The following is a 21,571-nucleotide window of genomic DNA, read 5'->3' as shown; positions in this document are numbered from 1 at the left end:
ATCGGCCGACGGTTACCCAGCATCAGAACCACTGCATGAAGGGATAGCCATGACAGCGACGACCGACGGAAGCACCGGGGCCACGGCCCCGCAGGCGACCTCGGCCACCACTGCCCAACTGACCGAAACGACCTCTGAGACGGCCGGGACACAGGCTGCCGCCGGCCGAGCCATACAGCGCGCCACGGACTTCCTGCTCGCGCGGCAGGACGACCGGGGCTGGTGGAAGGGCGACCTCGACACCAACGTGACGATGGACGCCGAAGACCTGCTGCTGCGCCAGTTCCTCGGCATCAGGGACCAGGCCACCACCGACGCCGCCGCGCTGTTCATCCGCGGCGAGCAGCGCGAGGACGGCACCTGGGCCACCTTCTACGGCGGACCCGGCGAACTGTCCACCACCATCGAGGCCTACGTCGCGCTGCGCCTGGCCGGCGACTCACCGGACGACGCGCACATGGCCAAGGCCTCCGCGTGGATCCGCGAGCGCGGCGGCATCGCCGCGGCCCGCGTCTTCACCCGGATCTGGCTGGCCCTGTTCGGCTGGTGGAAGTGGGACGACCTCCCCGAACTCCCGCCGGAGCTCATCTACTTCCCCAAGTGGATGCCGCTCAACATCTACGACTTCGGCTGCTGGGCCCGGCAGACCATCGTGCCGCTCACCATCGTGTCCGCGAAGCGCCCGGTGCGCCCCGCGCCGTTCCCGCTGGACGAATTGCACACCGACCCGAGCGACCCGAACCCCGCCAAGCCTCTTGCCCCGGTGGCGAGTTGGGACGGAGCGTTCCAGCGGCTCGACAAGATCATGCACGGCTACCACAAGGTGGCCCTGAAGCGGCTGCGCAAGGCCGCGGTCAACTCCGCGGCCCGCTGGATCATCGAACGGCAGGAGAACGACGGCTGCTGGGGCGGTATCCAGCCGCCCGCCGTCTACTCCGTCATCGCCCTGCACCTGCTCGGCTACGACCTCCAACACCCCGTCCTCAAGGCCGGTTTGGAGTCCCTGGACCGGTTCGCCGTGTGGCGCGAGGACGGGGCCCGGATGATCGAGGCCTGCCAGTCCCCGGTGTGGGACACCTGCCTGGCGACCATCGCGCTCGCCGACGCGGGGCTGCCCGCCGACCACCCCGCGCTCGTCAAGGCCGCCGAGTGGATGATCACCGAGCAGATCGACCGGCCCGGCGACTGGTCCGTACGCAAACCCGCCCTCGAACCCGGCGGCTGGGCCTTCGAGTTCCACAACGACAACTACCCCGACATCGACGACACCGCCGAGGTCGTGCTCGCGCTGCGCCGCGTCGCCCACCCCGACCGGGCGCGCGTCGAGAAGGCCATCGAGCGCGGCGTGCGCTGGAACCTCGGCATGCAGTCGAAGAACGGCGCGTGGGGCGCCTTCGACGTCGACAACACCAGCCCGTTCCCCAACCGGCTGCCGTTCTGCGACTTCGGCGAGGTCATCGACCCGCCGAGCGCCGACGTCACCGGGCACGTCGTCGAGATGCTCGCCGTCGAGGGCCTCGCGCACGACCCGCGCACCCGCCGCGGCATCGACTGGCTGCTGGCCGAACAGGAGGACAACGGCGCCTGGTTCGGCCGCTGGGGCGTCAACTACGTCTACGGGACGGGGTCGGTGGTGCCCGCCCTCGTCGCCGCCGGGCTGCCCGCCTCGCACCCCGCGATCCGACGCGCCGTCGCGTGGCTGGAGTCCGTCCAGAACGAGGACGGCGGCTGGGGCGAGGACCTGCGCTCGTACCGCTACGAGGACTGGAAGGGGCACGGCGCCTCCACCGCCTCGCAGACCGGATGGGCGCTGCTCGCGCTGCTCTCGGCGGGGGAGCGGGAGTCGAAGGCCGTCGAGCGCGGAGTCACCTACCTCGCCGACACCCAGACCGACGACGGCACCTGGGACGAGCCGTACTTCACCGGTACCGGTTTCCCCTGGGACTTCTCGATCAACTACCACCTGTACCGGCAGGTGTTCCCGCTGACCGCGCTCGGCCGGTACGTCCACGGCGAGCCGTTCGGCGACCAGGGCGCCGCCGCCAAGGGGAGCTGATGACCGCGCAGCCGGCGGGCCGTCCGTCGGACTCCGCGCCGCTGCTGGTCGCCTGCGCGCTCGGCATCGAGCACCTCGCGCTGCGCAGCGGCAGCCGGGCCGGGGCCACCGGCCCCGTGACCGTGCTGCGTACGGGCATGGGGCCGAAGGCCGCCGAGCGCGCCGTGGCGCAGGCCCTCGCGGACCCCGCGCTGCGCGGCGCCGCCGTGCTCGCCACCGGGTTCTGCGCGGGCCTCGCGCCCGGCATGCACCCCGGCGACCTGGTCGTGGCCGAGGAGACCCGGGACACGCACGGCAGCACGCCGTGCGCGGATCCGGAGCTCCTGGTCAAGGAACTGGTCAGGGCGCTGCCCGGACGCACCGTGCACACCGGGCCGCTGACGGGCTCGGACCATGTGGTGCGCGGGCACGAGCGCGGCGACCTGCTCGCCACCGGCGCCATCGCCGTCGACATGGAGTCCGCCGCGACCCTGCGGACGGCCCGCGGCACCGGGAAGCGTCCCGTTGCCGCCGTCCGGGTGGTCGTGGACGCCCCAGAACATGAACTCGTCCGGATCGGCACGCTGCGCGGTGGACTATCGGCTTTCCGTGTCCTTCGTGCCGTCCTTCCAGCCTTTTTTGAATGGCACCGTTCTTTGCTGCTCCCTCGGAGGTGAGCCCAGATGGCCATGCCGCTTCGTCAATCCATCAAGGTCGCGACCTATCTCGCTGAACAGAAGATCCGCAGGCGGGACAAGTTTCCGCTCATCGTCGAACTGGAACCGCTCTTCGCCTGCAACCTGAAGTGCGAGGGCTGCGGAAAGATCCAGCACCCGGCCGGAGTGCTCAAGCAGCGCATGCCGGTGGCGCAGGCCGTCGGCGCCGTCCTCGAATCGGGCGCGCCGATGGTGTCCATCGCCGGCGGTGAACCGCTGATGCACCCTCAGATCGATGAGATCGTGCGGCAGTTGGTGGCCAAGAAGAAGTACGTCTTCCTGTGCACCAACGCGATGCTGCTGCGCAAGAAGATGGACAAGTTCACGCCCTCGCCGTACTTCGCCTTCACGGTGCACATCGACGGCATGCGCGAGCGCCACGACGAGTCCGTCGCCAAGGAAGGTGTCTTCGACGAGGCCGTCGAGGCGATCAAGGAGGCCAAGCGGCGCGGCTTCCGGGTCACCACGAACTCGACCTTCTTCAACACCGACACCCCGCAGAACATCATCGAGGTGCTCAACTACCTCAACGACGACCTCCAGGTCGACGAGATGATGATCTCGCCCGCGTACGCCTACGAGAAGGCGCCCGACCAGGACCACTTCCTGGGCGTCACACAGACCCGCGAGCTGTTCAAGAAGGCGTTCACGGGCGGCAACCGGCGGCGCTGGCGGCTCAACCACTCGCCGCTGTTCCTCGACTTCCTCGAGGGCAAGGTCGACTTCCCGTGCACCGCGTGGGCCATCCCCAACTACTCGCTGTTCGGCTGGCAGAAGCCCTGCTACCTGATGGCGGACGGGTACGTCCCCACCTACAAGGAGCTCATCGAGAAGACCGACTGGGACGCCTACGGGCGCGGCAAGGACCCGCGCTGCGACAACTGCATGGCGCACTGCGGCTACGAGCCGACGGCGGTGCTCGCCACCATGGGGTCGCTCAAGGAGTCCATCCGCGCCATGTCCGAGACCGTCGCCGGGAACCGTGGGTGACGGCCGCATGAACGCCGGAGAGCCGGTCTCACTGGGCCTGCCCGAGCTGCCGGCCCGACCCATCGCCGAGCGGCGCGTCAGCCGCCGGATCCAGGTCGGGCCGGTGGCGGTCGGCGGCGGCGCGCCGGTGTCCGTTCAGTCGATGACGACGACACGGACCTCGGACATCGGGGCCACGCTGCAACAGATCGCCGAGCTGACGGCGTCGGGCTGCCAGATCGTGCGGGTGGCGTGCCCCACGCAGGACGACGCCGACGCGCTCGCGACCATCGCGCGCAAGTCGCAGATCCCCGTGATCGCGGACATCCACTTCCAGCCGAAGTACGTGTTCGCGGCCATCGACGCAGGGTGTGCCGCGGTGCGCGTGAACCCCGGCAACATCAAGCAGTTCGACGACAAGGTGAAGCAGATCGCGCGGGCCGCCGCGGACGCCGGCACGCCGATCCGCATCGGCGTCAACGCCGGTTCGCTGGACAAGCGGCTGCTCGCGAAGTACGGAAAGGCCACCCCGGAGGCGCTCGTCGAGTCGGCGCTGTGGGAGGCCTCGCTCTTCGAGGAGCACGGGTTCCGGGACATCAAGATCTCGGTGAAGCACAACGACCCCGTGGTGATGGTGAACGCCTACCGGCAGCTCGCCGCCGCCTGCGACTACCCGCTGCACCTGGGAGTCACCGAGGCCGGGCCCGCCTTCCAGGGCACCATCAAGTCCGCCGTGGCCTTCGGGGCGCTGCTCTCCGAGGGCATCGGGGACACCATCAGGGTTTCGCTGTCCGCGCCGCCGGTCGAGGAGGTCAAGGTCGGCAACCAGATCCTGGAGTCGCTCGGCCTGAAGCCGCGGCGCCTGGAGATCGTCTCGTGCCCCTCGTGCGGGCGCGCGCAGGTCGACGTCTACAAGCTCGCCGACGAGGTGACCGCCGGGCTCGACGGCATGGAGGTGCCACTGCGGGTCGCCGTCATGGGGTGCGTCGTCAACGGCCCCGGCGAGGCCCGCGAGGCGGACCTCGGCGTCGCCTCCGGCAACGGCAAGGGACAGATCTTCGTGAAGGGCGAGGTCGTCAAGACCGTTCCCGAATCGAAGATCGTCGAGACGCTGATCGACGAGGCGATGAAGATCGCCGAACAGATGGAGAAGGACGGCGTCGCGTCGGGGGTACCCGACGTCACCGTCGCTTGAGTTCTTACGTACGGACGGGAAGGGGGCTCGAGCGTGACGATTCTGGAAACGATCCGGGGGCCGCGCGACCTGAAGGCACTGAGCGAGGAGGAGATCGCCGAACTGGCCCACGAGGTCAGGGAGTTCCTGATTCACGCGGTCGCGAGGACGGGGGGACACCTCGGGCCGAACCTGGGCGTGGTGGAGCTGTCCATCGCGCTGCACCGGGTCTTCGAGTCGCCGGTCGACCGCCTCGTGTGGGACACCGGCCACCAGAGCTACGTGCACAAGCTGTTGACGGGGCGTCAGGACTTCTCGAAGCTGCGCGGCAAGGGCGGCCTCTCCGGCTACCCCTCGCGCGAGGAGTCCGAGCACGACGTCGTGGAGAACTCGCACGCCTCCACCGCGCTCGGCTGGGCCGACGGCCTCGCCAAGGCCCACCAGGTGCAGGGCGAGCGCGGGCACGTCGTCGCGGTCATCGGCGACGGCGCGCTGACCGGCGGCATGGCCTGGGAGGCGCTGAACAACATCGCCGCCGCCAAGGACCGGCCGCTCATCATCGTCGTCAACGACAACGAACGCAGTTACGCGCCGACCATCGGCGGCCTCGCCAACCATCTGGCGACGCTCCGCACGACCGACGGCTACGAGAAGGTGCTCGCCTGGGGCAAGGACGTCCTGCTGCGGACCCCGGTGGTCGGGCACACCGTCTACGAGTCGCTGCACGGCGCCAAGAAGGGCTTCAAGGACGCGTTCGCGCCGCAGGGCATGTTCGAGGACCTCGGCCTCAAGTACGTGGGCCCCATCGACGGCCACGACGTGGGCGCCGTCGAGTCGGCGCTGCGGCGCGCGAAACGCTTCCACGGCCCGGTCCTCGTGCACTGCCTCACCGAGAAGGGCCGCGGCTACGAGCCCGCGCTCGCCGACGAGGCCGACCGCTTCCACACCGTCGGCGTGATGGACCCGCTCACCTGCGAGCCCCTCGCGCCGTCCAACGGCCCCTCCTGGACCTCGGTGTTCGGCGACGAGATCGCCGCGATCGGCCGCGAGCGCGAGGACGTCGTCGCGATCACCGCCGCGATGCTGCACCCGGTGGGACTCACCGAGTTCGCCCAGGAGTTCCCCGACCGGGTCTGGGACGTCGGGATCGCCGAACAGCACGCCGCCGTGTCGGCCGCGGGGCTCGCCACGGGCGGACTGCACCCGGTGGTCGCGGTGTACGCGACCTTCCTCAACCGGGCCTTCGACCAGCTGCTCATGGACGTGGCCCTGCACAAGTGCGGAGTCACCTTCGTGCTCGACCGGGCCGGAGTCACCGGCGTCGACGGGCCCTCCCACAACGGCATGTGGGACATGTCCGTGCTCCAGGTCGTGCCCGGCCTCCGGATCGCCGCGCCGCGCGACGCCGACCAGCTCCGCGCCCAGCTGCGCGAAGCCGTCGCCGTCGACGACGCGCCGACCATGCTGCGCTTCCCGAAGGAGTCGGTGGGCGAGCCGATCGCGGCGGTCGACCGCGTCGGCGGCATCGACGTACTGCACCGCACCGAGGGGGCGCGGGTGCTGCTCGTCTCGGTCGGTGTCATGGCGCCGGTGTGCCTCCAGGCCGCCGACCTGCTGGAGGCGCGCGGCATCAACTGCACGGTGGTGGACCCGCGTTGGGTCAAGCCCGTCGACCCCGACCTCGCGCCGCTCGCCGCACGGCACGAGCTGGTCGCCGTCGTCGAGGACAACAGCAAGGCGGCGGGCGTCGGTTCGGCCGTCGCACTCGCCCTCGGCGAGGCCGAAGTCGACGTGCCCGTACGCCGGTTCGGCATCCCCGAGCAGTTCCTGCCGCACGCCAAGCGGGGCGAGGTGCTGGCCGACATCGGGCTGACACCGGTGGACATCGCGGGCCGGATCGCGACCAGCCTGAACCTGGCCGCGGCGACACCGGAACCGGCCGCGGACAAGGAGAGGAACGCATGAGCAAGGAGTTCGACCTCGGCACGCTGCTCGCCGAGCGCGGCGCCGAACGGTACGAGCTGCACACCACGTACCTCAACCACCAGCTGCCGAAGATGCTGCACACCATCGGCTTCGACAAGGTCTACGAGCGGGCCGAGGGCGCGCACTTCTGGGACGCCGACGGCAACGACTACCTGGACATGCTCGCCGGCTTCGGCGTCATGGGCCTCGGCCGCCACCACCCCGTCGTCCGCAAGGCGCTGCACGACGTCCTCGACGCCTCGCTCGCCGACCTGACCCGCTTCGACTGCCAGCCGCTGCCGGGTCTGCTCGCCGAGAAGCTGGTGGCGCACAGCCCACACCTGGACCGCGTGTTCTTCGGCAACAGCGGTACGGAGGCGGTGGAGACGGCGCTGAAGTTCGCGCGGTACGCCACCGGCAGGCCGCGGATCCTGTACTGCGCGCACGCCTTCCACGGCCTGACGACCGGATCGCTGTCGGTCAACGGGGAGGACGGCTTCCGCGACGGCTTCGCCCCGCTGCTGCCCGACACGGCCGTCCCGCTCGGCGATCTCGACGCGCTGGCACGGGAGTTGAAGAAGGGCGACGTCGCCGGACTCATCGTCGAACCCATCCAGGGCAAGGGCGTGTACGAGGCGCCGCCCGGCTATCTGCGGGCCGCGCAGGAACTCCTGCGGAAGCACAAGGCGCTGCTGATCGCGGACGAGGTGCAGACCGGGCTCGGCCGGACCGGCGACTTCTACGCCTACCAGCACGAGGACGGCGTCGAGCCGGACCTGGTGTGCGTGGCGAAGGCGCTGTCGGGCGGCTACGTGCCGGTCGGCGCCACCCTCGGCAAGGACTGGATCTTCAAGAAGGTCTACTCCTCCATGGACCGGGTCCTCGTCCACTCGGCGAGCTTCGGGTCCAACGCGCAGGCCATGGCGGCGGGCCTCGCCGTCCTCGCCGTCATGGAGGACGAGGAGACGGTCGCGAACGCGCGGGCCATGGGGGAGCTGCTGAAGTCGCGGCTCACCGAACTCGTCGACCGCTACGAGCTGTTGAGCGACGTGCGCGGCCGTGGGCTCATGATCGGCATCGAGTTCGGACGGCCCAGGTCGCTGAAGCTGCGCAGTCGTTGGACGATGCTCCAGGCCGCGCGCAAGGGACTGTTCGCGCAGATGGTCGTGGTGCCGCTGCTCCAGAAGCACCGGATCCTGACCCAGGTCTCCGGCGACCATCTGGAAGTCATCAAGCTGATCCCGCCGCTCGTGATCGACGAGAGCGACGTCGAGCGGTTCGTCGAGGCGTTCACCGCCGTCATGGACGACGCGCACAGCGGCGGCGGGCTGATGTGGGACTTCGGCAGGACACTGATCAAACAGGCGGTCGCGAACCGCTGAGCGCGGACGCGGCTCCGTGTCGCGGCCATCCGTCGAGGCGGACGCGGTGTCGGGCGGGGGCTTTTGCCTCTGAGGCAAGAAAGTTGCCGCAGAGGCAAGGGTCTGGCTGAATCGAGAGCATGAGCCCTGCCCTCCCGCCGGACGGGCCGGACGGTGCGGAGGTCCCGGAACCCCCGGAACTTCCCGCCGTCGCGCCCCAGCTCCGCGAACTGCGCCGCCGCGCCGCCCTCACGCTGGAGGCCGCCGCCGCGTCCGCCGGCCTGTCCCCGGCGCACCTCTCCCGCCTGGAGACCGGACAGCGTCAGCCGTCGCTGCCGATGCTGCTCTCACTCGCCCGTATCTACGGTACGACGGTGTCCGAACTCCTCGGCGAGACCCCCGCCGACCGGGACGCCGTCGTCCGGGGCGGGGCGCTGGAGTCCACCGAGGCCGGGGGCTGGACGTACCGGCAGGCCGGCTCGCCGGGCCGCGGCATGCAGGCGCTGCGGGTCCACGCGCCGTACGGGTCGCAGGGCGGCGTCGTGCGGGTGCACCCCGGCGAGGAGTGGCTGTACGTCCTGTCGGGGCGGTTGAGGCTGCGGCTCGGGGACACCTCCTACCGGCTCGACCCGGGGGACAGCTCCCACTTCGACTCGCTCACTCCGCACCGTATCGCCGCCGTCGACGAGGGCGGCGTCGACTTCCTCTTCGTCCACACCCTGCTGCAGAGCCCGACGGCCGCCCTGTGCCTCGGCCCGGCAGCGGGACTCGTCAAGGAGACCCGCCATGGGTGAACCCATCGAGCCGACCGCACCCCCCGCCCGCCGCGACATCGAGGACAAGCTCCCGCGCGGGATCTGGGTCCGTGTCCTCGTGTACGTCTTCGCGGGGCACGCGCTGGCCGCTTTCATCTACATGCTGTTCGCGCTGGGCGGGGGAGAGTAGGCCCCGGCCGCCCCGGCCGTCACTCCAGCAGGCGCTCGCGCAGCCGCTCGCGGGTGGCCGGGGTGATCCGCAGGCCCTCTTCGAGGTAGCGGTCCGTGCTGCCCCAGACCTCCTCGATGGTCTCCAGGCCCGCGTTCAGGTACTCGATGCGGGCGTCGAAGAGCGGGCTGAGCAGCTCCATGACCTCCTCGGAGTAGGCGTCCTGGGAGGTGGCGGTGCGGTGCACCTTGTAGCGGCGGTGCTTCTCGTTCGACTTGAGGTAGTCCGCCTCGATGGCGTCGCGCTCCACGCCGACCGCGATCAGCGTCACCGCGATGGACAGGCCCGCACGGTCCTTGCCCGCCGCGCAGTGCATCAGCGCGGGCAGGCTGTCCTCGGCGAGGGAGTGCAGCACGCGGCTGTGCTCCGCGGTGCGCTCCTTGATCATCGTGCGGTAGGAGTCGACGAGGCGGTCGGCGGCGCGGCCACCGGAGAGGATCCCGCGCAGCTGCTCGATGTCGCCGTCGCGGACCATCGCCCAGAACTCTGCGCCGTCGGCCGGGTCGTTGAGCGGCAGGTTCAGATTGCGCACGCCGGGCAGCTCGACGTCCGCGCCCTCCAGCTTCTGGTCCGCGGCGTTGCGGAAGTCGAAGACGGTGTGCAGGCCGAGGGAGGAGAGGAAGGCCGCGTCCTCGGCCGTGGCATGGGCGAGGTGGCCGCTGCGGAACAGAACGCCCTGGCGCACGCGACGGCCGTCCACGGTGGGAAGGCCTCCCACGTCTCGGAAGTTGCGCACTCCGGTCAGCTCGGGCTCGGTGGACGGTGCGTGCTGCGTCACAGGGGCTCCTCCCGTTCGGTGCACCGGCGTTGAGTCGCCGGCGGGCGCGCTCCTGACGATACGACATCGGTTCCAGGGGCAACCATGTGTCCGATTTAGGGCCATCCGTCCCAACTGTTCATGGATGGGAGGGGCTTGGGGGCGTGTGCGTGAGCGGCGTCATGTTCGTCACCCTGCGTGGCGATCGGCCGGGATTCCCGCGGCGCGAATTCCCCAAGGTATGGCGTTGGTAAAGCGGATTCGGCGACGCAGGGTTACACAGCAAACCCTCAGATGACCAAGGAATGGGCCGCCGAAGCGAATTCGGCGTTTGTCGCCGCCTTTGCCGTTCGCCTAATGTCCCCAATCAATCCGGTCGGAACGCCTAGTCCTGCCGCCGCCCGGAATCCTTTCGACTACCCGTCACGGCAGGAGCGGGGGACCCACACGCACGACGCCGCGCAGGGAATTTCCCGAAGCGGCTAGGGGTGAAGCCGGTCCCGTACGCCGGGCACGGCCGGGCATCTCCAGCCCGAACCCGACAGCTCACCTCGTAGGCGACGGAGAGGAAATCCCCCATGCCCGCAAAGGGAAAGCACCGCCTTTCGCCCTCCCGCCGCATCGCCCGCGTCGCCGCCGTCGCCTCCGCCGGTGGCGTCGCGATCGCCCTGCCGCTGATGGGCGCCTCCGGCGCCCAGGCCGCGACGGACGGCGGCGCCGCCGACACCTCGACGTACACCGTCAAGGCCGGTGACACGCTCTCGAAGATCGCCAAGGCGCAGGACGTCGAAGGCGGCTGGAAGAAGCTGTACGAGGACAACAAGGACGTCGTCGGCTCCGACGCGGACCGCATCCAGATCGGCATGAAGCTGGAGCTCGGCGGCGCGGCCGAGAACGACTCCGCGGACTCCGCGGACGATGCGGCCACCACCACGCAGACGAGCGCCACGACCACCGCCTCCGGCGACTACGTCGCGCCCGTCGACGGCGCCTCCGGCACCGGCTACGGCAACTCCGGCTCCATGTGGTCCAGCGGCAGCCACACCGGCGCCGACTTCTCCGTGCCCACCGGCACCTCCGTGAAGGCGATCGCCGACGGCACCGTCGTCTCCGCCGGTGACGGCGGCGCGTACGGCAACGAGGTCGTCATCGAGCACGCCGACGGCCACTTCTCCGAGTACGCCCACCTGTCGTCCATCAATGTCGCCCAGGGCGCCAAGGTCACGGCCGGCCAGGAGATCGCCAAGTCCGGCGCGACGGGCAACGTCACCGGGCCGCACCTCCACTTCGAGGTCCGCACGACCGCCGAGTACGGCTCGGACATCGACCCGATCGCGTACCTCAGCCAGCACGGCGTGGACGCCTGAGACACCGAGCGCGGCGGCCGTCGGCCGCTCGCTCCGTCCGGCGCCCGGGGATCCTCCCCGGGCGCCGGACCCGTTTCCGCGCTTATTCCCCAGATGGCGAGTGGGCTATCTCACCACGCGTCAACCCCTGGCTACGGTCGCGTAGGTCACACCTCAGGGTGAAAGATGTGTGGTCGTGGCAAACGAATCGAGCGCAATCACGGGTTCACTGAACGGCACGATCCGGTCCTACGCGGCCGTGGGCGACAGTTTCACCGAGGGCGTGGGCGATCCCGGCCCCGACGGGAAGTTCGCGGGCTGGGCCGACCGGCTCGCCGTCCTCCTCGACGACCGCGTCCCCGAGGACACCTTCAAGTACGCGAACCTCGCCGTGCGGGGCAAGCTCCTCGACCAGATCGTCGCCGACCAGGTGCCGAAGGCCGTCGAGCTCGCCCCCGACCTGGTGACCCTGGTCGCGGGCGGCAACGACATCATCCGGCCCGGCACCGACCCCGACGACGTGGCCGAGCGCTTCGAGAAGGCCGTGGCCCAGCTCGCCGGCGCCGCCGGGACCGTCATGGTGGCCACCGGCTTCGACACCCGCGACGTGGCCGTGCTCAAGCACCTGCGCGGCAAGATCGCCACGTACAACATGCACGTCCGGGCGATCGCCGACCGCCACGGCTGCCTGATGCTCGACCTGTGGTCCCTCAAGTCCATCCAGGACCGGCGCGCCTGGGACGAGGACCGCCTGCACCTCTCGCCCGAGGGGCACACGCGGGTGGCGCTGCGCGCCGGTCAGGCGCTCGGCCTCGACGTGCCGGCCGACCCCGAGCAGATGTGGCCGCCGCTGCCGCCGCGCGGCACGCTGGAGGTGCGGCGCGACGACATGCACTGGGCGCGGGAGTTCCTGGTGCCGTGGATCGGGCGCCGGCTGCGCGGCGAGTCCTCCGGTGACCGGGTGCAGGCGAAGGGCTTCATCGACCCGCACATCGTCAAGGCGCATCTGCAGTCGGCGTCCTGACCGTCGGCGTTCCGATCAGCTGAGGCGCGGCCGCTGGCGCGGCCGGGACGCGCTCCAGGACTCCGCCCGCGAACACGTCGTACAGCGGCAGCGTCTCCAGGTGGACGTAGCCGATGTGGCAGTCGCAGACCGCCAGCGGGCAGGCCCTGGGCGCGAGCGCCGCACGGTACGAACCGTCGTACAGATTGCCCAGCTCGTCCCGGACGAAGTGGCAGCGGCGCACGGTGCCCTCGCCGTCCACCGAGATCACCGAGGAACCGGTGCGGCACGGCAGCCCCGCCGAACGGTGCGGGTGCCGGCTGTACGGGAAGAGGGGGTCCACGGCCGTCCAGGCCGCGGCCTCCTCGTCGGTGTAGGTGCGGCCCTCCGCCGCGTTCACCCACAGGTAGACCTCGGCGGGCAGCGCCGCGCGCAGCGTCCGCGCGTGCTCCAGGTGCTCCGGGAAGCCGACGACGCCGACGCTGAACCGGATGCCCCGTTCTGCCAGGTCGCGCGTCTTGCCGAGGAAACGCTCGTACGGGGTCTGGCCCGGGTGGTACGTGCACCACAGGGCCAGCTTCTCGGGGTCGGCGTCGGCCAGCCACTCCGTGCGGCAGCTCAGGTTCGTCTGGATGGCGACGCGGCGGACGTGCTCCCGGTGCGACAGCTCCACCATCGCCCGCCGGTACCAGGACCGCACCAGGCCCTCACCCCAGGGCGTGAACAGGATCGAGAGCCGGTCCTCGCGCCGCGCGCCCGCCCACGCCGTGAACCGCTCCAGCGCCGACCGGTCCGCGCGCAGCTGCTCGGTGCTGTCGCGGCGCTTGGCGAACGGGCAGTAAGGACAGTCGTAGTCGCAGGAGGCCAGCGGGCCCCGGTACAGGATCGTCAGGTCCATCGGGCGGTCACCTCGCCTCGTACGCGGCCATCGCGGCGCGCACCGAGGGGGAGAACAGGGCCGGGCCGAGGGCGTCCGAGTGCGCCAGGCCCTCGGGGGTCAGGCGCAGGAGACCGTCCGCCGGATCGGCCAGCCAGCCGCGCTCGCCGAAGGCGCGCAGCTCGGCGGGGAAGTCGTCGTGCGGATCGGAGCCGAAGCGGGACCGGTAGTCGTCCAGCGGCATCCCCTGCGCCTGGAGCAGCGACTGAAGGAGGTGGCGGCGCCGCGCCTCGTCGGCGTCGACGCGGCGGCCGTGCACCGCGTGCCCGAACTCCGCGGCCGGCAGCGCCGTGTAGCGGTCGATGATCCCCCGGATCTCGCGCATGTCCACGGCGTAGTCGAACGAGTAGTGCACGCTCGCCGTGTACGAGCGGGCGCCACAGCCCAGGCCGATCATGCCGTCGGTCTGGCACGCGTAGTCGTCGGGGCCCTGGGCGGGGGCGTCCGCGCGGCGGAACATGCGCATCGACACCTGCTCGTACCCGTGGGCCCGCAGATGGTCGCGGCCCTGGCGGTACAGGCGCAGCCGCTGCTCGTCCCAGGCGCGGTCGGTGAGCGGGGCGACGCCCCGGCCGAGCCCCGTCAGCGGCCTCACGTACAGCGGGTACAGGTACAGCTCCTCCGGGCGCCAGGCGAGCGCGGCGTCGAGCGAGGTGCGCCAGCTCGCCGGGGTCTGGCCGTCGATGCCGTAGATCAGGTCGATGTTCAGGACGGGGATGCGCGCGTCGCGGATGCGGCCCAGCGCCGCTTCGACGTCCGCGCGCCGCTGCGGGCGCACGGCGGCCCTGGCCTCGGCGTCGACGAAGCTCTGCACGCCGATGCTCAGGCGGGTCGCGCCGCGCTCGGCGAGGACGGCGAGCCGGTCGGCGGTGGCCGTCGCGGGCGAGGTCTCCACCGACAGCGGGACGGCGCGCAGGTCCGCGCCCATGCGCAGCTCGGCGATGTCGCACAGCCGGGCCAGCTCGTCGGCGTCGAGGTACGTGGGCGTGCCGCCGCCGAACGCGGCGTTGGCGAACCGGAGGCCGGGGCGGTCGGTCCCGGTCTCGGTGCCGGTGCCGGTGCCGGTGTCCGCGTCGTCCAGTGCCTCGCGCACGGCGACGGCCTGTCGTTCCAGCGCGTCCAGGTACCGGGTCGTCAGGTCGTCGGGGGCGCCGATGCGCGTGAAGAGGTTGCAGAAGCCGCAGCGGACCTCGCAGAACGGTATGTGGAGGTAGAGGGAGAGCGCGTCCTTGGGTTCGTGCCGCCACAGGTCGCGCAGTGCGGGCCGGTCCGGCAGCGGACGGTAGGCCGTCTTGTGCGGGTAGGCGTACACGTAACTCTGGTACGGGCGGGTGGAGTCGGTGGTCGCGGGTGTCGCGAGTGCCTCGGATGCGGGTGCCGCGGGCGTCACCGGCGCGTCGGTCGTCGTGCTCATGCGGTCGGCTCCAGGAAGAAGTGGGCGTAGGGGACGGTCCAGACGGCCTCGTGGCCGAGGCGGTGGCCGGTGTAGCCGTCGTCCCCGTACGTCGTGCCGTGGTCGGAGCAGACGATCGTGAAGCAGCGGCGGCGCGAACTCATCGCCGCGAAGAGGCGTCCGACGTGCCGGTCGATGTACTCCAGCGCGGCGGCGTGCGTCGCGCGGGTGTCGCCCGCCGCGCTGGTCGCGTCGGGCAGATGGAACCAGTTGGGCTGGTGCAGTGCGGAGGCGTTGACGAACAGGAATAGCCGCTGCCGCGACGGCAGTTCGGCGACCACACGCTCGGCCCGCGCGACCTGCGCCTCGAACGACGTGGGGGACGCCACGCCGAACTCCGGCTCCCAGTGGCTCTCCTGGAAGAAGCCGGGCAGTACGTCGCCCAGCGCGCCCTGTTTGTTGAAGAAACCGACGCCGCCGACGCACACGGTCCGGTAACCGGCCCCGGCCAGGCCGGAGACGAGGTCCGGTGTGTCGAAGACGTAGGTGCGGCCCGCCGTCGTCTCGCTGCCCGCGAAGCGCGCGGCGAACAGTCGGGGATGCGGGCCCGGTGTCGCGGGCGTCGGCAGGAAGCCCGCGAACATCGCCTGGTGCGAGGCGTAGGTGAAGCTACCGGGCGCGTGCCGCTTCTCCCAGGTGCCGCCCGGAAGGTGCCGCGCCAGGTTCGGGATGCGTCCCTCGGCGGCCAGTTCCACCGCCACGTCGTGGCGCAGGGTGTCGAGCGTGAGCAGCAGGAGGTCGTCCCGGCCGACGACCTCGTTCATGTCGGGCGTGGCCGGTGCGGCGGGCGCGGTGGGCGTGTCGGGTCCGCGGGGCGCGGTAGGCGCGGTGGGCGTGTCGGGTTCGCCGGGCGCGGCTGGCCCAGTAGGCGCAGCGGGTGCGGATGCGGCCGGTGCTCGGGGCGGTGCGGTCGGTTCAGGAGCGGGCATGCGGGGTCCTTGCGGGGTCGTGCGGTGGGAGGAGGGGAAGGAAGGGCGGGGCCGGCGCGAGCGGGCCGGGGGAGCGGGCGAGCACGGCGGCGACCTGGGCCGCGTACGTGTCCTGCCCCTCCGCGCCACTGCCGGGCAGGCCCGTGAGGCGGGGCAGCAGATCGCCGAACGCGTTGACCTCGCCGACGGTGAAGCGCCGCCAGCCGATGGCGGGCAGCAGGTCGACGCCGACGCAGAGGGTGCGCGGGAAGCAGGCCGCCGCGCGCTCGCAGACGTCGAGGGCCTCCGCCCAACCGTCGCCCGCGGCCTCCATGGCGGCCGCCAACTCGCCGCGGGCGCCGCCCAGATGGAGGTTCGTCAGCGGGAAGCGGCTGGTGCGCACGACCGCATGGGTGGCGCGGCCCGCCACCACGACGACCCGCAGGTCGGCCACGCGCGCGTGCAGCGACGCCTTCGGTACCCAGCGCTCGATGTGCAGCCCGTCGGGCGCCAGCGCGTCGACGACGGCGGCGATCTCCCGCTCGTCCGTGTAGCGCCGCACCCGAAGGGAGTTGTGCAGCACGCCGCCTGCCGACTCCACGGACGTCGTCGCGCGCAGCCGCCCCGGGCCCGCCGTCTCCAGCGCCAGCACCCCCGAAGCGGAGGAGCCGTGCGCCGGCTTGACGAAGACGCGCGGCATGCGGTGCTCGGCCATCAGCGCGCGCACGTCGTCCCAGCCGCGTACCGCGACCGCGGCACCGGAGGTGGGCGACGCGGGCACCGGCACCCCCGACTCCGCGAGCACGCCGTGGCAGCGGCGCTTGTCGAAGAGGACGGCGAGCTCGTCCGGATCGTCGAGGCGGACGCCGCCCTCGAGCGAGCCCACGGCGGCCAGGAAACGCCGGTACCAGCGGGCGCCGCCCTCGACCCGCGTCGGATCCGGCATGTCCCGCAGCGCCCGGTCGACCGCCGCGTCCTCACCGGGCGAGTCGAGGCGGACGATCTCGTCGTCGGCGAAGCGGGCGCCGCCCTCGCGCAGCACGTCGCGCCAGGCCACGACCCGGGGCGCGGGCAGTCCCGCCCCGCGCACGGCGTCGGCGAACAGCCGCACCCGGCGATTGTCCGGATTGCCGACGACCGCGAACCGCGCACGGTTCGCCGCGCCCGCACCGCCCACGGCGGCCCCCGCCCTACTCGCCGACGCTGACACAGCGCCCCTCCCAGCCCCTGCCCCGGGTGGTGACGGCGAGGTCCACCGCGACGCTGTGCGACGACAGCTCCGAACGGAACCGCTCGACTACCTCCGGAGACATGAAGTGGTGGTGCAGGTCCAGGGAGCGGAGGTGGGTGAGGGGCCGACCAGCCAGCAGCGCCGCCCCGCCCTCGTCGCTGAGCGCCGTCCCCCGGAACTCGACCACGGGCAGTCCGTGGAACCACCTGAGGTGCTGCCCCGGATAGCCCCTGTGCTCTGCGTACGTCATGCGTGCGTCCCCCCCGATTCCTCTGTCCCCGACCCCTCTGTCCCCCACCCCTCCGGCTATTCGCCGACCGCGACGTACCGCCACACGTCGCCGTCGCCGTCGTCGTCCTCGTCCGCGTCCCCCCGGTCGAGATCGAGTTCGACGCCCGCCGGGGCGAGCGACTCCTCGATGCGTGCGCGCAGCGCGTCACTCAGGTAGTTGTGGTGCAGATCCAGCTTCTTGAGGTGGCCGAGCGGCTGTCCGGAGACGAGCGCGGTGGCGCCCTCGTCGGTGAGGACCCCCATGGACAGGTCGAGCGTCTCCAGCCGGGCCACCACGGGCGCCGCCGCCACGGCCGCGGCGATCTTGTCCTGGATCTCGCTGTTGCGCAGCGCCAGATGGCGCAGGCTCGGCAGCCGGTCGCCCGTGAGGAACGGCGCCAGGTCGGCGGTCGTCGCGTCGCCCCCGTACTCCGGCGTGCCGAGCCACAGGTCGAGACGGGTCAGGGCCGGGAGATCGCTTGCCGCTATCCCCCTGACGGCCTCCGCGGGCATGCCGCCGGTCTGCGCGGTCAGCGTCCGCAGCCGCTCGTGCTTCACCGCCGAGAACGCCAGGTCGGTCCCGCCCCGCACCCCGAACTCCTCCAGCTGCGGGAACCCGTTGAGCAGCGGCGCCGGATCGCCCTGGATGATCCAGGAGATCTCGCACTCCTCACCGACCAGGTCCCCCACGAACAGGGCCCGCAGCGACGTAAGCCGCTCCCGTGCGCCGAGCAGGGTGGACACCACCGTCTCGGGGCTGTTCTCGTACGGGTCGGACCACGCGCCGACGATGAGCGCGCGGACCCGCGTGAGGTCCACGGCCTTCGCGAACCGGGCGAACGCCTCGGCCCACTCCTCGTCGCTCTCGTACGCGTCGACACCGATCCGCCAGGCGACCGCGTCGGCCGCGGGCAGCTCGGTGCGCTGCTCCGCGTCGGCGAGCGGGAAGTCGAAGGCGGGCAGGCCATGCAACTCGTGCAGATGTTCTCCGATGGTCATGTCCGCGCGCTCCTGAGCCAGTCCGAATGGTGGATGGGAGCAGCGCGTCGGTCCGCGTGCCCCGGCGATCTTCCGACCGCAGAGGAAGTTGTACCAACCGGCACTGACAACGCCCGCCGCCGGTCCGCCGGAGCGGAGTACGGGGAGCGGCACCGCGTCGCCCTCCGCCCCGCACCCGGTCAGCGTGCGGCCGTCAACTCCGCCTTCTCCAGGCCCAGTTCACGGGCGAGCGCCTCGTCCACCCATTCCTGCGTACGGGTGCGGGACACCGTGCCCCGGTACGCCGTCATCTGCACGGCGAGTCCGTCGAGGAGTGCCGTCAGCCGCAGCGCCGTCGCCGTCGGGTCCGGGCAGCTGAACTCGCCCGCCGCGACGCCCTCGGTGACCACGTCCGCGAGCGCCGCCTTCCACTGCCGGTCGAGGTCCTGCGCGACGTCCCGCAGCGCGGGCTCGCGCAGCGCCGCCGCCCAGCCCTCGATCCACAGCCGCCAGCCCTTGGCCGTCCCCGTCGGCGCGTACCAGCGCACCGCGGCCCGCAGCCGCTTCAGAGCCGTCGTGCGGCGGCCCAGCAGCTTGCGCAGATGGGCCAGATCGCCCTCCGCGGCATGGGTGAACGCGGCCGCGACGAGCTTCTCCTTCGTCGAGAAGTGGTACAGCACCAGCGCGTTGCTCACGCCGAGCGCCGAGGCCACGTCGGCGATGCGCACGGCGGCGACCCCGCGCGCCTCGATCTGTTCGATGGCGGCCTTGAGCAGCTCTTCACGCCGCTCGGCCACGCTCAACCGGACTCTGGTCACGCGGCCAGCCTAGTCGGCGGGGTCGCGGCGGGGCTCGGGCCGCGTCTGGATCGTGAGCGCGCTCGCGACCGGATTCGTGGTGCCGGTCAGGTGGTTGACGTCGCGGGGCGCTGCCCCGGACCCAGGCTGCTCAATCGCCGCAGGGGCTCGAAAGGGGGTCGGAGCCCTCACGGGATGGTGAGGGCCGCCGCGGTGATGAACAGCACTTGCAGGGCGGTGCGTGGGACGAGGGGGTCGCCCTGAGCGACGTTGCGGCGGGCCGCCGAGACGTTGGCCGGGAACATCGCGACCAAGAGCGCGACGAGGCAGATCGCGGCGAGGCGCTGGGTCGCCGGGACGAGGACGCCGATGGCTCCGGCGAGTTCGAGGATCCCGGTGAGCGTGACGAGGAGGTCGGGGCGGGGCAGCGCGGGCGGGACCATGCCGATGAGGTCGGCGCGGAGCTTCGGATGGAAGTGGGCGAACGCGGTGAGCAGGAACATCGTCGCCAGTCCGACCCGCAGCGCGGGCTGCCAGGCGTCCAGCGCGTCGATACCGGCGATTCCGGCGATCCGGGCGCCGCCGAAGCCGACCAACAGAGCGACAAGAGGTTCCATGGTGCCTCCAACCCTGAACGCTTGCACGGAACTTACCATTGGAAAGTTAGGGCTGCTCCGCAATGTTGTCAACGGTAAGATGCCGTCCATGACTGATCGGCCCTACCACCACGGAAACGTCCGCCGGGCGGCGCTCACCGCGGCCGTCGAGGCCATCGAGCAGGGCGGGCCCGCCGCGCTCAGCCTGCGCGACGTGGCCCGCCGGGCCGGTGTCTCGCACGCCGCCTTCACACCCCACTTCGGCTCCAAGGCCGGACTGCTCACCGCGTTGGCGGCCGAGGGCTTCGACCTGCTGGCCGACGCCGTGACCGCCGCGGGGGACGACCTCGTGGAGGCCGGGGTGGCCTACGTGCGGTTCGCGACGACGCACCCGGCGCATTTCGAGGTGATGTTCCAGTCCAGCCTGCACAACGCCGCCGACGCCCAGCTCCTCGCCGCGCAGGACCGCGCCGGTCGGGCGCTCACCACGGCGCTCTCGGCGCGGGCCGGCGAAACCACCGAGCTGGCCGCCTGGTCGATCGTCCACGGCTTCGCCGACCTGTGGCTGAGCGGCGCCCTGCCGACCGGCCTCGACGAGGACCCGGGGGACGCCGTGCGACCGGTTCTCCGCATGCTGTCGTTCACCCAATGACCCGAACCGGGACGGGTGTCGCGACCGCGCGCGCGTCCAGGCTCATAGCGGCGACGCTCATCCGTACCACCCGAACCTCTCCGCCAGGACCGGCAGCCGGTCCGCGACGATGGCGTGCGCGGCGGCCCTCGGGGTCGTCCCGTCGCCCTCCGCGCGCGCGAGCATCTGATCGATCAGCGCCCGCATGGAGCGCCGCGTGTACGCGAACGCCTCGTCGGCGTCCGCGCCGATGTCGCCGAACAGGGTCCACCACCACCAGGCGTTCGTCCCCGAGTTGACCACCACGTCCGGCAGAACCGTGATCCCGCGCGCGGACAGCAGCGCCTCCGCGTCCCTCAGGACCGGCATGTTCGCCGCCTCCACGATCCAGCGGGCCGTGATCCGCTCCTGGTTCGCCGCGTCGATCGCGTACGACACGGCGGCCGGGACCAGCACGTCCGCGTCCGCCGACAGCCAGGCGTCGCCGGGCAGTTCACGGTCCCCGGGCCGCAGCCGCTCCCGGTCCACGGTGCCGTACGCGTCGCGGGCCGCGAGCAGCGCCTCCACGTCGAGCCCCGCGTTGTTGGCGATCGTGCCCTTCAGGTCGGCCACCGCCACGACCGTGAGCCCCGCGCGCGCGAGGAAGCGGGCCGTGGCGCCGCCCATGGTGCCGAGCCCCTGGAGCGACACACGTGTGCCCTCGTACGGCACCTCCGCGCGGTCGAGCGCGACGAGGACGGCCTCCGCGACCCCGCAGCCGCCCACCAGCTCGTCCAGACCGATGCCGTCGACGTCCACCGCGAAGGCGTCCGCCAGGCGCCGACGTGCCGCCTCCTCGTCGTCCAGGAGCGGGTACACGGCCTGGATCGACGAGACGAGCCCCGCCTCCGTCGCCGCCTTGTCGACCAGGTCCTGCGTCAGACCGAGGTCCTCGCCCGTGGTCCAGAAGGACTCGATGTACGGACGCATCGCCTTGAGGTACCGCACCAGGACGCCGTACGCCTCCGGGTCCCGGGGGTCGCAGTCGATCCCGCCCTTGGCGCCGCCCAGCGGAATGTAGTGGCCCCGCGGGTTGTAGTGCAGCGCCTCCTTCATCGTCATCCCGCGCGCGAGGCCCGCCACCTCGTCGAGGGTGCACCCCGCACGCATGCGCAGGCCACCACTGGACACGCCGCGCACCAGACGGTCGACCACCAAGTAGCCGCGCCGCCCGGTGAGGTGATCGGTCCAGGTGAGCTCGATGAGGGGAGCGGTCTGGGGCGTGGCGGGTTGGGCGGTGGTGGCGGGGGTGGGCGGCGTGGGGGCGGCCATGCGGTCTCCTCGGGGGGCGGTGGTTGGCGTGAGGGGAGGGGGACTGTGACGGCCCAGCGCGGCGGATTCGTGGTGAGAGGTCACAGTGACTTCGCGATGATCGGGTGCATGGTGGATGGTGCAGGGTGGATGGCTTTACTGAATCGGCG

At 71.7% G+C, this 21,571-nt stretch carries 21 protein-coding genes and 1 riboswitch; of the genes, 11 read left to right on the top strand and 10 right to left on the bottom strand.

Features of this window, described 5'->3' with window-relative positions:
• Positions 1 to 49 precede the first annotated feature (49 nt).
• The 8 genes from shc to ACYBSK_RS24295 all read left to right on the top strand — a co-directional run bounded on the left by shc (position 50) and on the right by ACYBSK_RS24295 (position 9,165).
• Positions 50 to 2,056, top strand: a complete 2,007-nt coding sequence (shc, locus tag ACYBSK_RS24330; RefSeq protein WP_457479334.1) for a squalene--hopene cyclase — start codon at positions 50 to 52, stop codon at positions 2,054 to 2,056.
• A complete protein-coding gene (locus ACYBSK_RS24325) occupies positions 2,056 to 2,712 on the top strand; it encodes a phosphorylase family protein (RefSeq protein ID WP_460243321.1) in 657 nt (218 codons plus the stop codon). The genes shc and ACYBSK_RS24325 overlap by 1 nt, the downstream gene beginning before the upstream one ends.
• A gap of 6 nt (positions 2,713 to 2,718) precedes the next feature.
• Positions 2,719 to 3,741 carry an adenosyl-hopene transferase HpnH gene (hpnH, locus tag ACYBSK_RS24320; RefSeq protein WP_385768145.1) on the top strand — a complete coding sequence of 341 codons (1,023 nt, stop codon included), beginning with the start codon at positions 2,719 to 2,721 and terminating at the stop codon, positions 3,739 to 3,741.
• A 7-nt stretch (positions 3,742 to 3,748) separates the two neighbouring features.
• On the top strand, positions 3,749 to 4,915 hold the full coding sequence (gene ispG, locus ACYBSK_RS24315) for a flavodoxin-dependent (E)-4-hydroxy-3-methylbut-2-enyl-diphosphate synthase (protein ID WP_457479332.1): 1,167 nt from the start codon (positions 3,749 to 3,751) through the stop codon (positions 4,913 to 4,915).
• Between the two features lie 33 nt (positions 4,916 to 4,948).
• Complete coding sequence (dxs, locus tag ACYBSK_RS24310; RefSeq protein ID WP_460243320.1) at positions 4,949 to 6,859, top strand: 1-deoxy-D-xylulose-5-phosphate synthase; 1,911 nt, start codon at positions 4,949 to 4,951, stop codon at positions 6,857 to 6,859.
• A complete protein-coding gene (locus ACYBSK_RS24305; protein WP_460243319.1) occupies positions 6,856 to 8,241 on the top strand; it encodes an aspartate aminotransferase family protein in 1,386 nt (461 codons plus the stop codon). The genes dxs and ACYBSK_RS24305 overlap by 4 nt, the downstream gene beginning before the upstream one ends.
• A gap of 119 nt (positions 8,242 to 8,360) precedes the next feature.
• Complete coding sequence (locus tag ACYBSK_RS24300; RefSeq protein ID WP_460243318.1) at positions 8,361 to 9,014, top strand: helix-turn-helix domain-containing protein; 654 nt, start codon at positions 8,361 to 8,363, stop codon at positions 9,012 to 9,014.
• A complete protein-coding gene (locus ACYBSK_RS24295) occupies positions 9,007 to 9,165 on the top strand; it encodes a DUF6126 family protein (protein ID WP_460243317.1) in 159 nt (52 codons plus the stop codon). The genes ACYBSK_RS24300 and ACYBSK_RS24295 overlap by 8 nt, the downstream gene beginning before the upstream one ends.
• 19 nt (positions 9,166 to 9,184) lie before the next feature.
• On the opposite strand, the gene ACYBSK_RS24290 is transcribed toward ACYBSK_RS24295, so the two are convergent.
• Positions 9,185 to 9,982, bottom strand: coding sequence for a tyrosine-protein phosphatase (locus ACYBSK_RS24290; protein ID WP_460243316.1), 798 nt, complete (start codon positions 9,980 to 9,982; stop codon positions 9,185 to 9,187).
• Between the two features lie 386 nt (positions 9,983 to 10,368).
• Positions 10,369 to 10,534, top strand: a riboswitch (cyclic di-AMP (ydaO/yuaA leader).
• A gap of 5 nt (positions 10,535 to 10,539) precedes the next feature.
• Between ACYBSK_RS24290 and ACYBSK_RS24285 the strand changes: the two genes are divergently transcribed.
• Both ACYBSK_RS24285 and ACYBSK_RS24280 read left to right on the top strand, forming a co-directional pair.
• Positions 10,540 to 11,328 (top strand): M23 family metallopeptidase, encoded by a 789-nt coding sequence (locus ACYBSK_RS24285; RefSeq protein WP_460243315.1) that lies wholly within the window; start codon positions 10,540 to 10,542, stop codon positions 11,326 to 11,328.
• Positions 11,329 to 11,548: 220 nt separating this feature from the next.
• Positions 11,549 to 12,331 (top strand): SGNH/GDSL hydrolase family protein, encoded by a 783-nt coding sequence (locus ACYBSK_RS24280; protein ID WP_460247086.1) that lies wholly within the window; start codon positions 11,549 to 11,551, stop codon positions 12,329 to 12,331.
• Here the strand turns inward: ACYBSK_RS24280 and ACYBSK_RS24275 are convergent.
• The 8 genes from ACYBSK_RS24275 to ACYBSK_RS24240 all read right to left on the bottom strand — a co-directional run bounded on the left by ACYBSK_RS24275 (position 12,303) and on the right by ACYBSK_RS24240 (position 19,501).
• Positions 12,303 to 13,208 (bottom strand): STM4011 family radical SAM protein, encoded by a 906-nt coding sequence (locus tag ACYBSK_RS24275; protein WP_460243314.1) that lies wholly within the window; start codon positions 13,206 to 13,208, stop codon positions 12,303 to 12,305. The two genes, ACYBSK_RS24280 and ACYBSK_RS24275, sit on opposite strands and share 29 nt — an antisense overlap.
• A 7-nt stretch (positions 13,209 to 13,215) precedes the next feature.
• A complete protein-coding gene (locus tag ACYBSK_RS24270; RefSeq protein WP_460243313.1) occupies positions 13,216 to 14,661 on the bottom strand; it encodes an STM4012 family radical SAM protein in 1,446 nt (481 codons plus the stop codon).
• Positions 14,658 to 15,464: an STM4013/SEN3800 family hydrolase gene (locus tag ACYBSK_RS24265; RefSeq protein ID WP_460243312.1), complete on the bottom strand. Its 807-nt coding sequence runs from the start codon at positions 15,462 to 15,464 to the stop codon at positions 14,658 to 14,660. The genes ACYBSK_RS24270 and ACYBSK_RS24265 overlap by 4 nt, the downstream gene beginning before the upstream one ends.
• A gap of 151 nt (positions 15,465 to 15,615) precedes the next feature.
• On the bottom strand, positions 15,616 to 16,785 hold the full coding sequence (locus tag ACYBSK_RS24260) for an STM4014 family protein (RefSeq protein ID WP_460243311.1): 1,170 nt from the start codon (positions 16,783 to 16,785) through the stop codon (positions 15,616 to 15,618).
• 13 nt (positions 16,786 to 16,798) lie between these two features.
• Positions 16,799 to 17,089 carry a hypothetical protein gene (locus ACYBSK_RS24255; protein WP_460243310.1) on the bottom strand — a complete coding sequence of 97 codons (291 nt, stop codon included), beginning with the start codon at positions 17,087 to 17,089 and terminating at the stop codon, positions 16,799 to 16,801.
• A gap of 56 nt (positions 17,090 to 17,145) precedes the next feature.
• Entirely contained in the window at positions 17,146 to 18,108 is a 963-nt protein-coding gene (locus ACYBSK_RS24250; RefSeq protein WP_460243309.1) for an STM4015 family protein, read from the bottom strand.
• A 179-nt stretch (positions 18,109 to 18,287) separates the two neighbouring features.
• Complete coding sequence (locus ACYBSK_RS24245; protein WP_460243308.1) at positions 18,288 to 18,905, bottom strand: TetR/AcrR family transcriptional regulator; 618 nt, start codon at positions 18,903 to 18,905, stop codon at positions 18,288 to 18,290.
• 167 nt (positions 18,906 to 19,072) lie between these two features.
• Positions 19,073 to 19,501: a DoxX family protein gene (locus ACYBSK_RS24240; RefSeq protein ID WP_457479318.1), complete on the bottom strand. Its 429-nt coding sequence runs from the start codon at positions 19,499 to 19,501 to the stop codon at positions 19,073 to 19,075.
• A gap of 88 nt (positions 19,502 to 19,589) precedes the next feature.
• Between ACYBSK_RS24240 and ACYBSK_RS24235 the strand changes: the two genes are divergently transcribed.
• Positions 19,590 to 20,132: a TetR/AcrR family transcriptional regulator gene (locus ACYBSK_RS24235; protein ID WP_460243307.1), complete on the top strand. Its 543-nt coding sequence runs from the start codon at positions 19,590 to 19,592 to the stop codon at positions 20,130 to 20,132.
• Between the two features lie 57 nt (positions 20,133 to 20,189).
• On the opposite strand, the gene ACYBSK_RS24230 is transcribed toward ACYBSK_RS24235, so the two are convergent.
• Positions 20,190 to 21,422 carry a glutamate dehydrogenase gene (locus ACYBSK_RS24230; RefSeq protein WP_460243306.1) on the bottom strand — a complete coding sequence of 411 codons (1,233 nt, stop codon included), beginning with the start codon at positions 21,420 to 21,422 and terminating at the stop codon, positions 20,190 to 20,192.
• Between the last annotated feature and the right edge of the window lie 149 nt (positions 21,423 to 21,571).

This window comes from Streptomyces sp. BYX5S (assembly GCF_054724165.1).
The sequence above is the reverse complement of the archived record's forward strand: the minus strand, read 5'-3'. Positions and strand labels throughout refer to the sequence as shown.

Coding starts and splice junctions, on each gene's coding strand:
- ispG (WP_457479332.1), top strand. CDS start 3,749: ATGAACGCCGGAGAGCCGGTCTCACTGGGCCTGCCCGAGCTGCCGGCC.
- ACYBSK_RS24250 (WP_460243309.1), bottom strand. CDS start 18,108: ATGACCATCGGAGAACATCTGCACGAGTTGCATGGCCTGCCCGCCTTC.
- ACYBSK_RS24295 (WP_460243317.1), top strand. CDS start 9,007: ATGGGTGAACCCATCGAGCCGACCGCACCCCCCGCCCGCCGCGACATC.
- ACYBSK_RS24270 (WP_460243313.1), bottom strand. CDS start 14,661: ATGAGCACGACGACCGACGCGCCGGTGACGCCCGCGGCACCCGCATCC.
- ACYBSK_RS24235 (WP_460243307.1), top strand. CDS start 19,590: ATGACTGATCGGCCCTACCACCACGGAAACGTCCGCCGGGCGGCGCTC.
- ACYBSK_RS24240 (WP_457479318.1), bottom strand. CDS start 19,501: ATGGAACCTCTTGTCGCTCTGTTGGTCGGCTTCGGCGGCGCCCGGATC.
- ACYBSK_RS24325 (WP_460243321.1), top strand. CDS start 2,056: ATGACCGCGCAGCCGGCGGGCCGTCCGTCGGACTCCGCGCCGCTGCTG.
- ACYBSK_RS24300 (WP_460243318.1), top strand. CDS start 8,361: ATGAGCCCTGCCCTCCCGCCGGACGGGCCGGACGGTGCGGAGGTCCCG.
- ACYBSK_RS24285 (WP_460243315.1), top strand. CDS start 10,540: ATGCCCGCAAAGGGAAAGCACCGCCTTTCGCCCTCCCGCCGCATCGCC.
- ACYBSK_RS24255 (WP_460243310.1), bottom strand. CDS start 17,089: ATGACGTACGCAGAGCACAGGGGCTATCCGGGGCAGCACCTCAGGTGG.
- shc (WP_457479334.1), top strand. CDS start 50: ATGACAGCGACGACCGACGGAAGCACCGGGGCCACGGCCCCGCAGGCG.
- hpnH (WP_385768145.1), top strand. CDS start 2,719: ATGGCCATGCCGCTTCGTCAATCCATCAAGGTCGCGACCTATCTCGCT.
- ACYBSK_RS24305 (WP_460243319.1), top strand. CDS start 6,856: ATGAGCAAGGAGTTCGACCTCGGCACGCTGCTCGCCGAGCGCGGCGCC.
- ACYBSK_RS24230 (WP_460243306.1), bottom strand. CDS start 21,422: ATGGCCGCCCCCACGCCGCCCACCCCCGCCACCACCGCCCAACCCGCC.
- ACYBSK_RS24275 (WP_460243314.1), bottom strand. CDS start 13,208: ATGGACCTGACGATCCTGTACCGGGGCCCGCTGGCCTCCTGCGACTAC.
- ACYBSK_RS24265 (WP_460243312.1), bottom strand. CDS start 15,464: ATGAACGAGGTCGTCGGCCGGGACGACCTCCTGCTGCTCACGCTCGAC.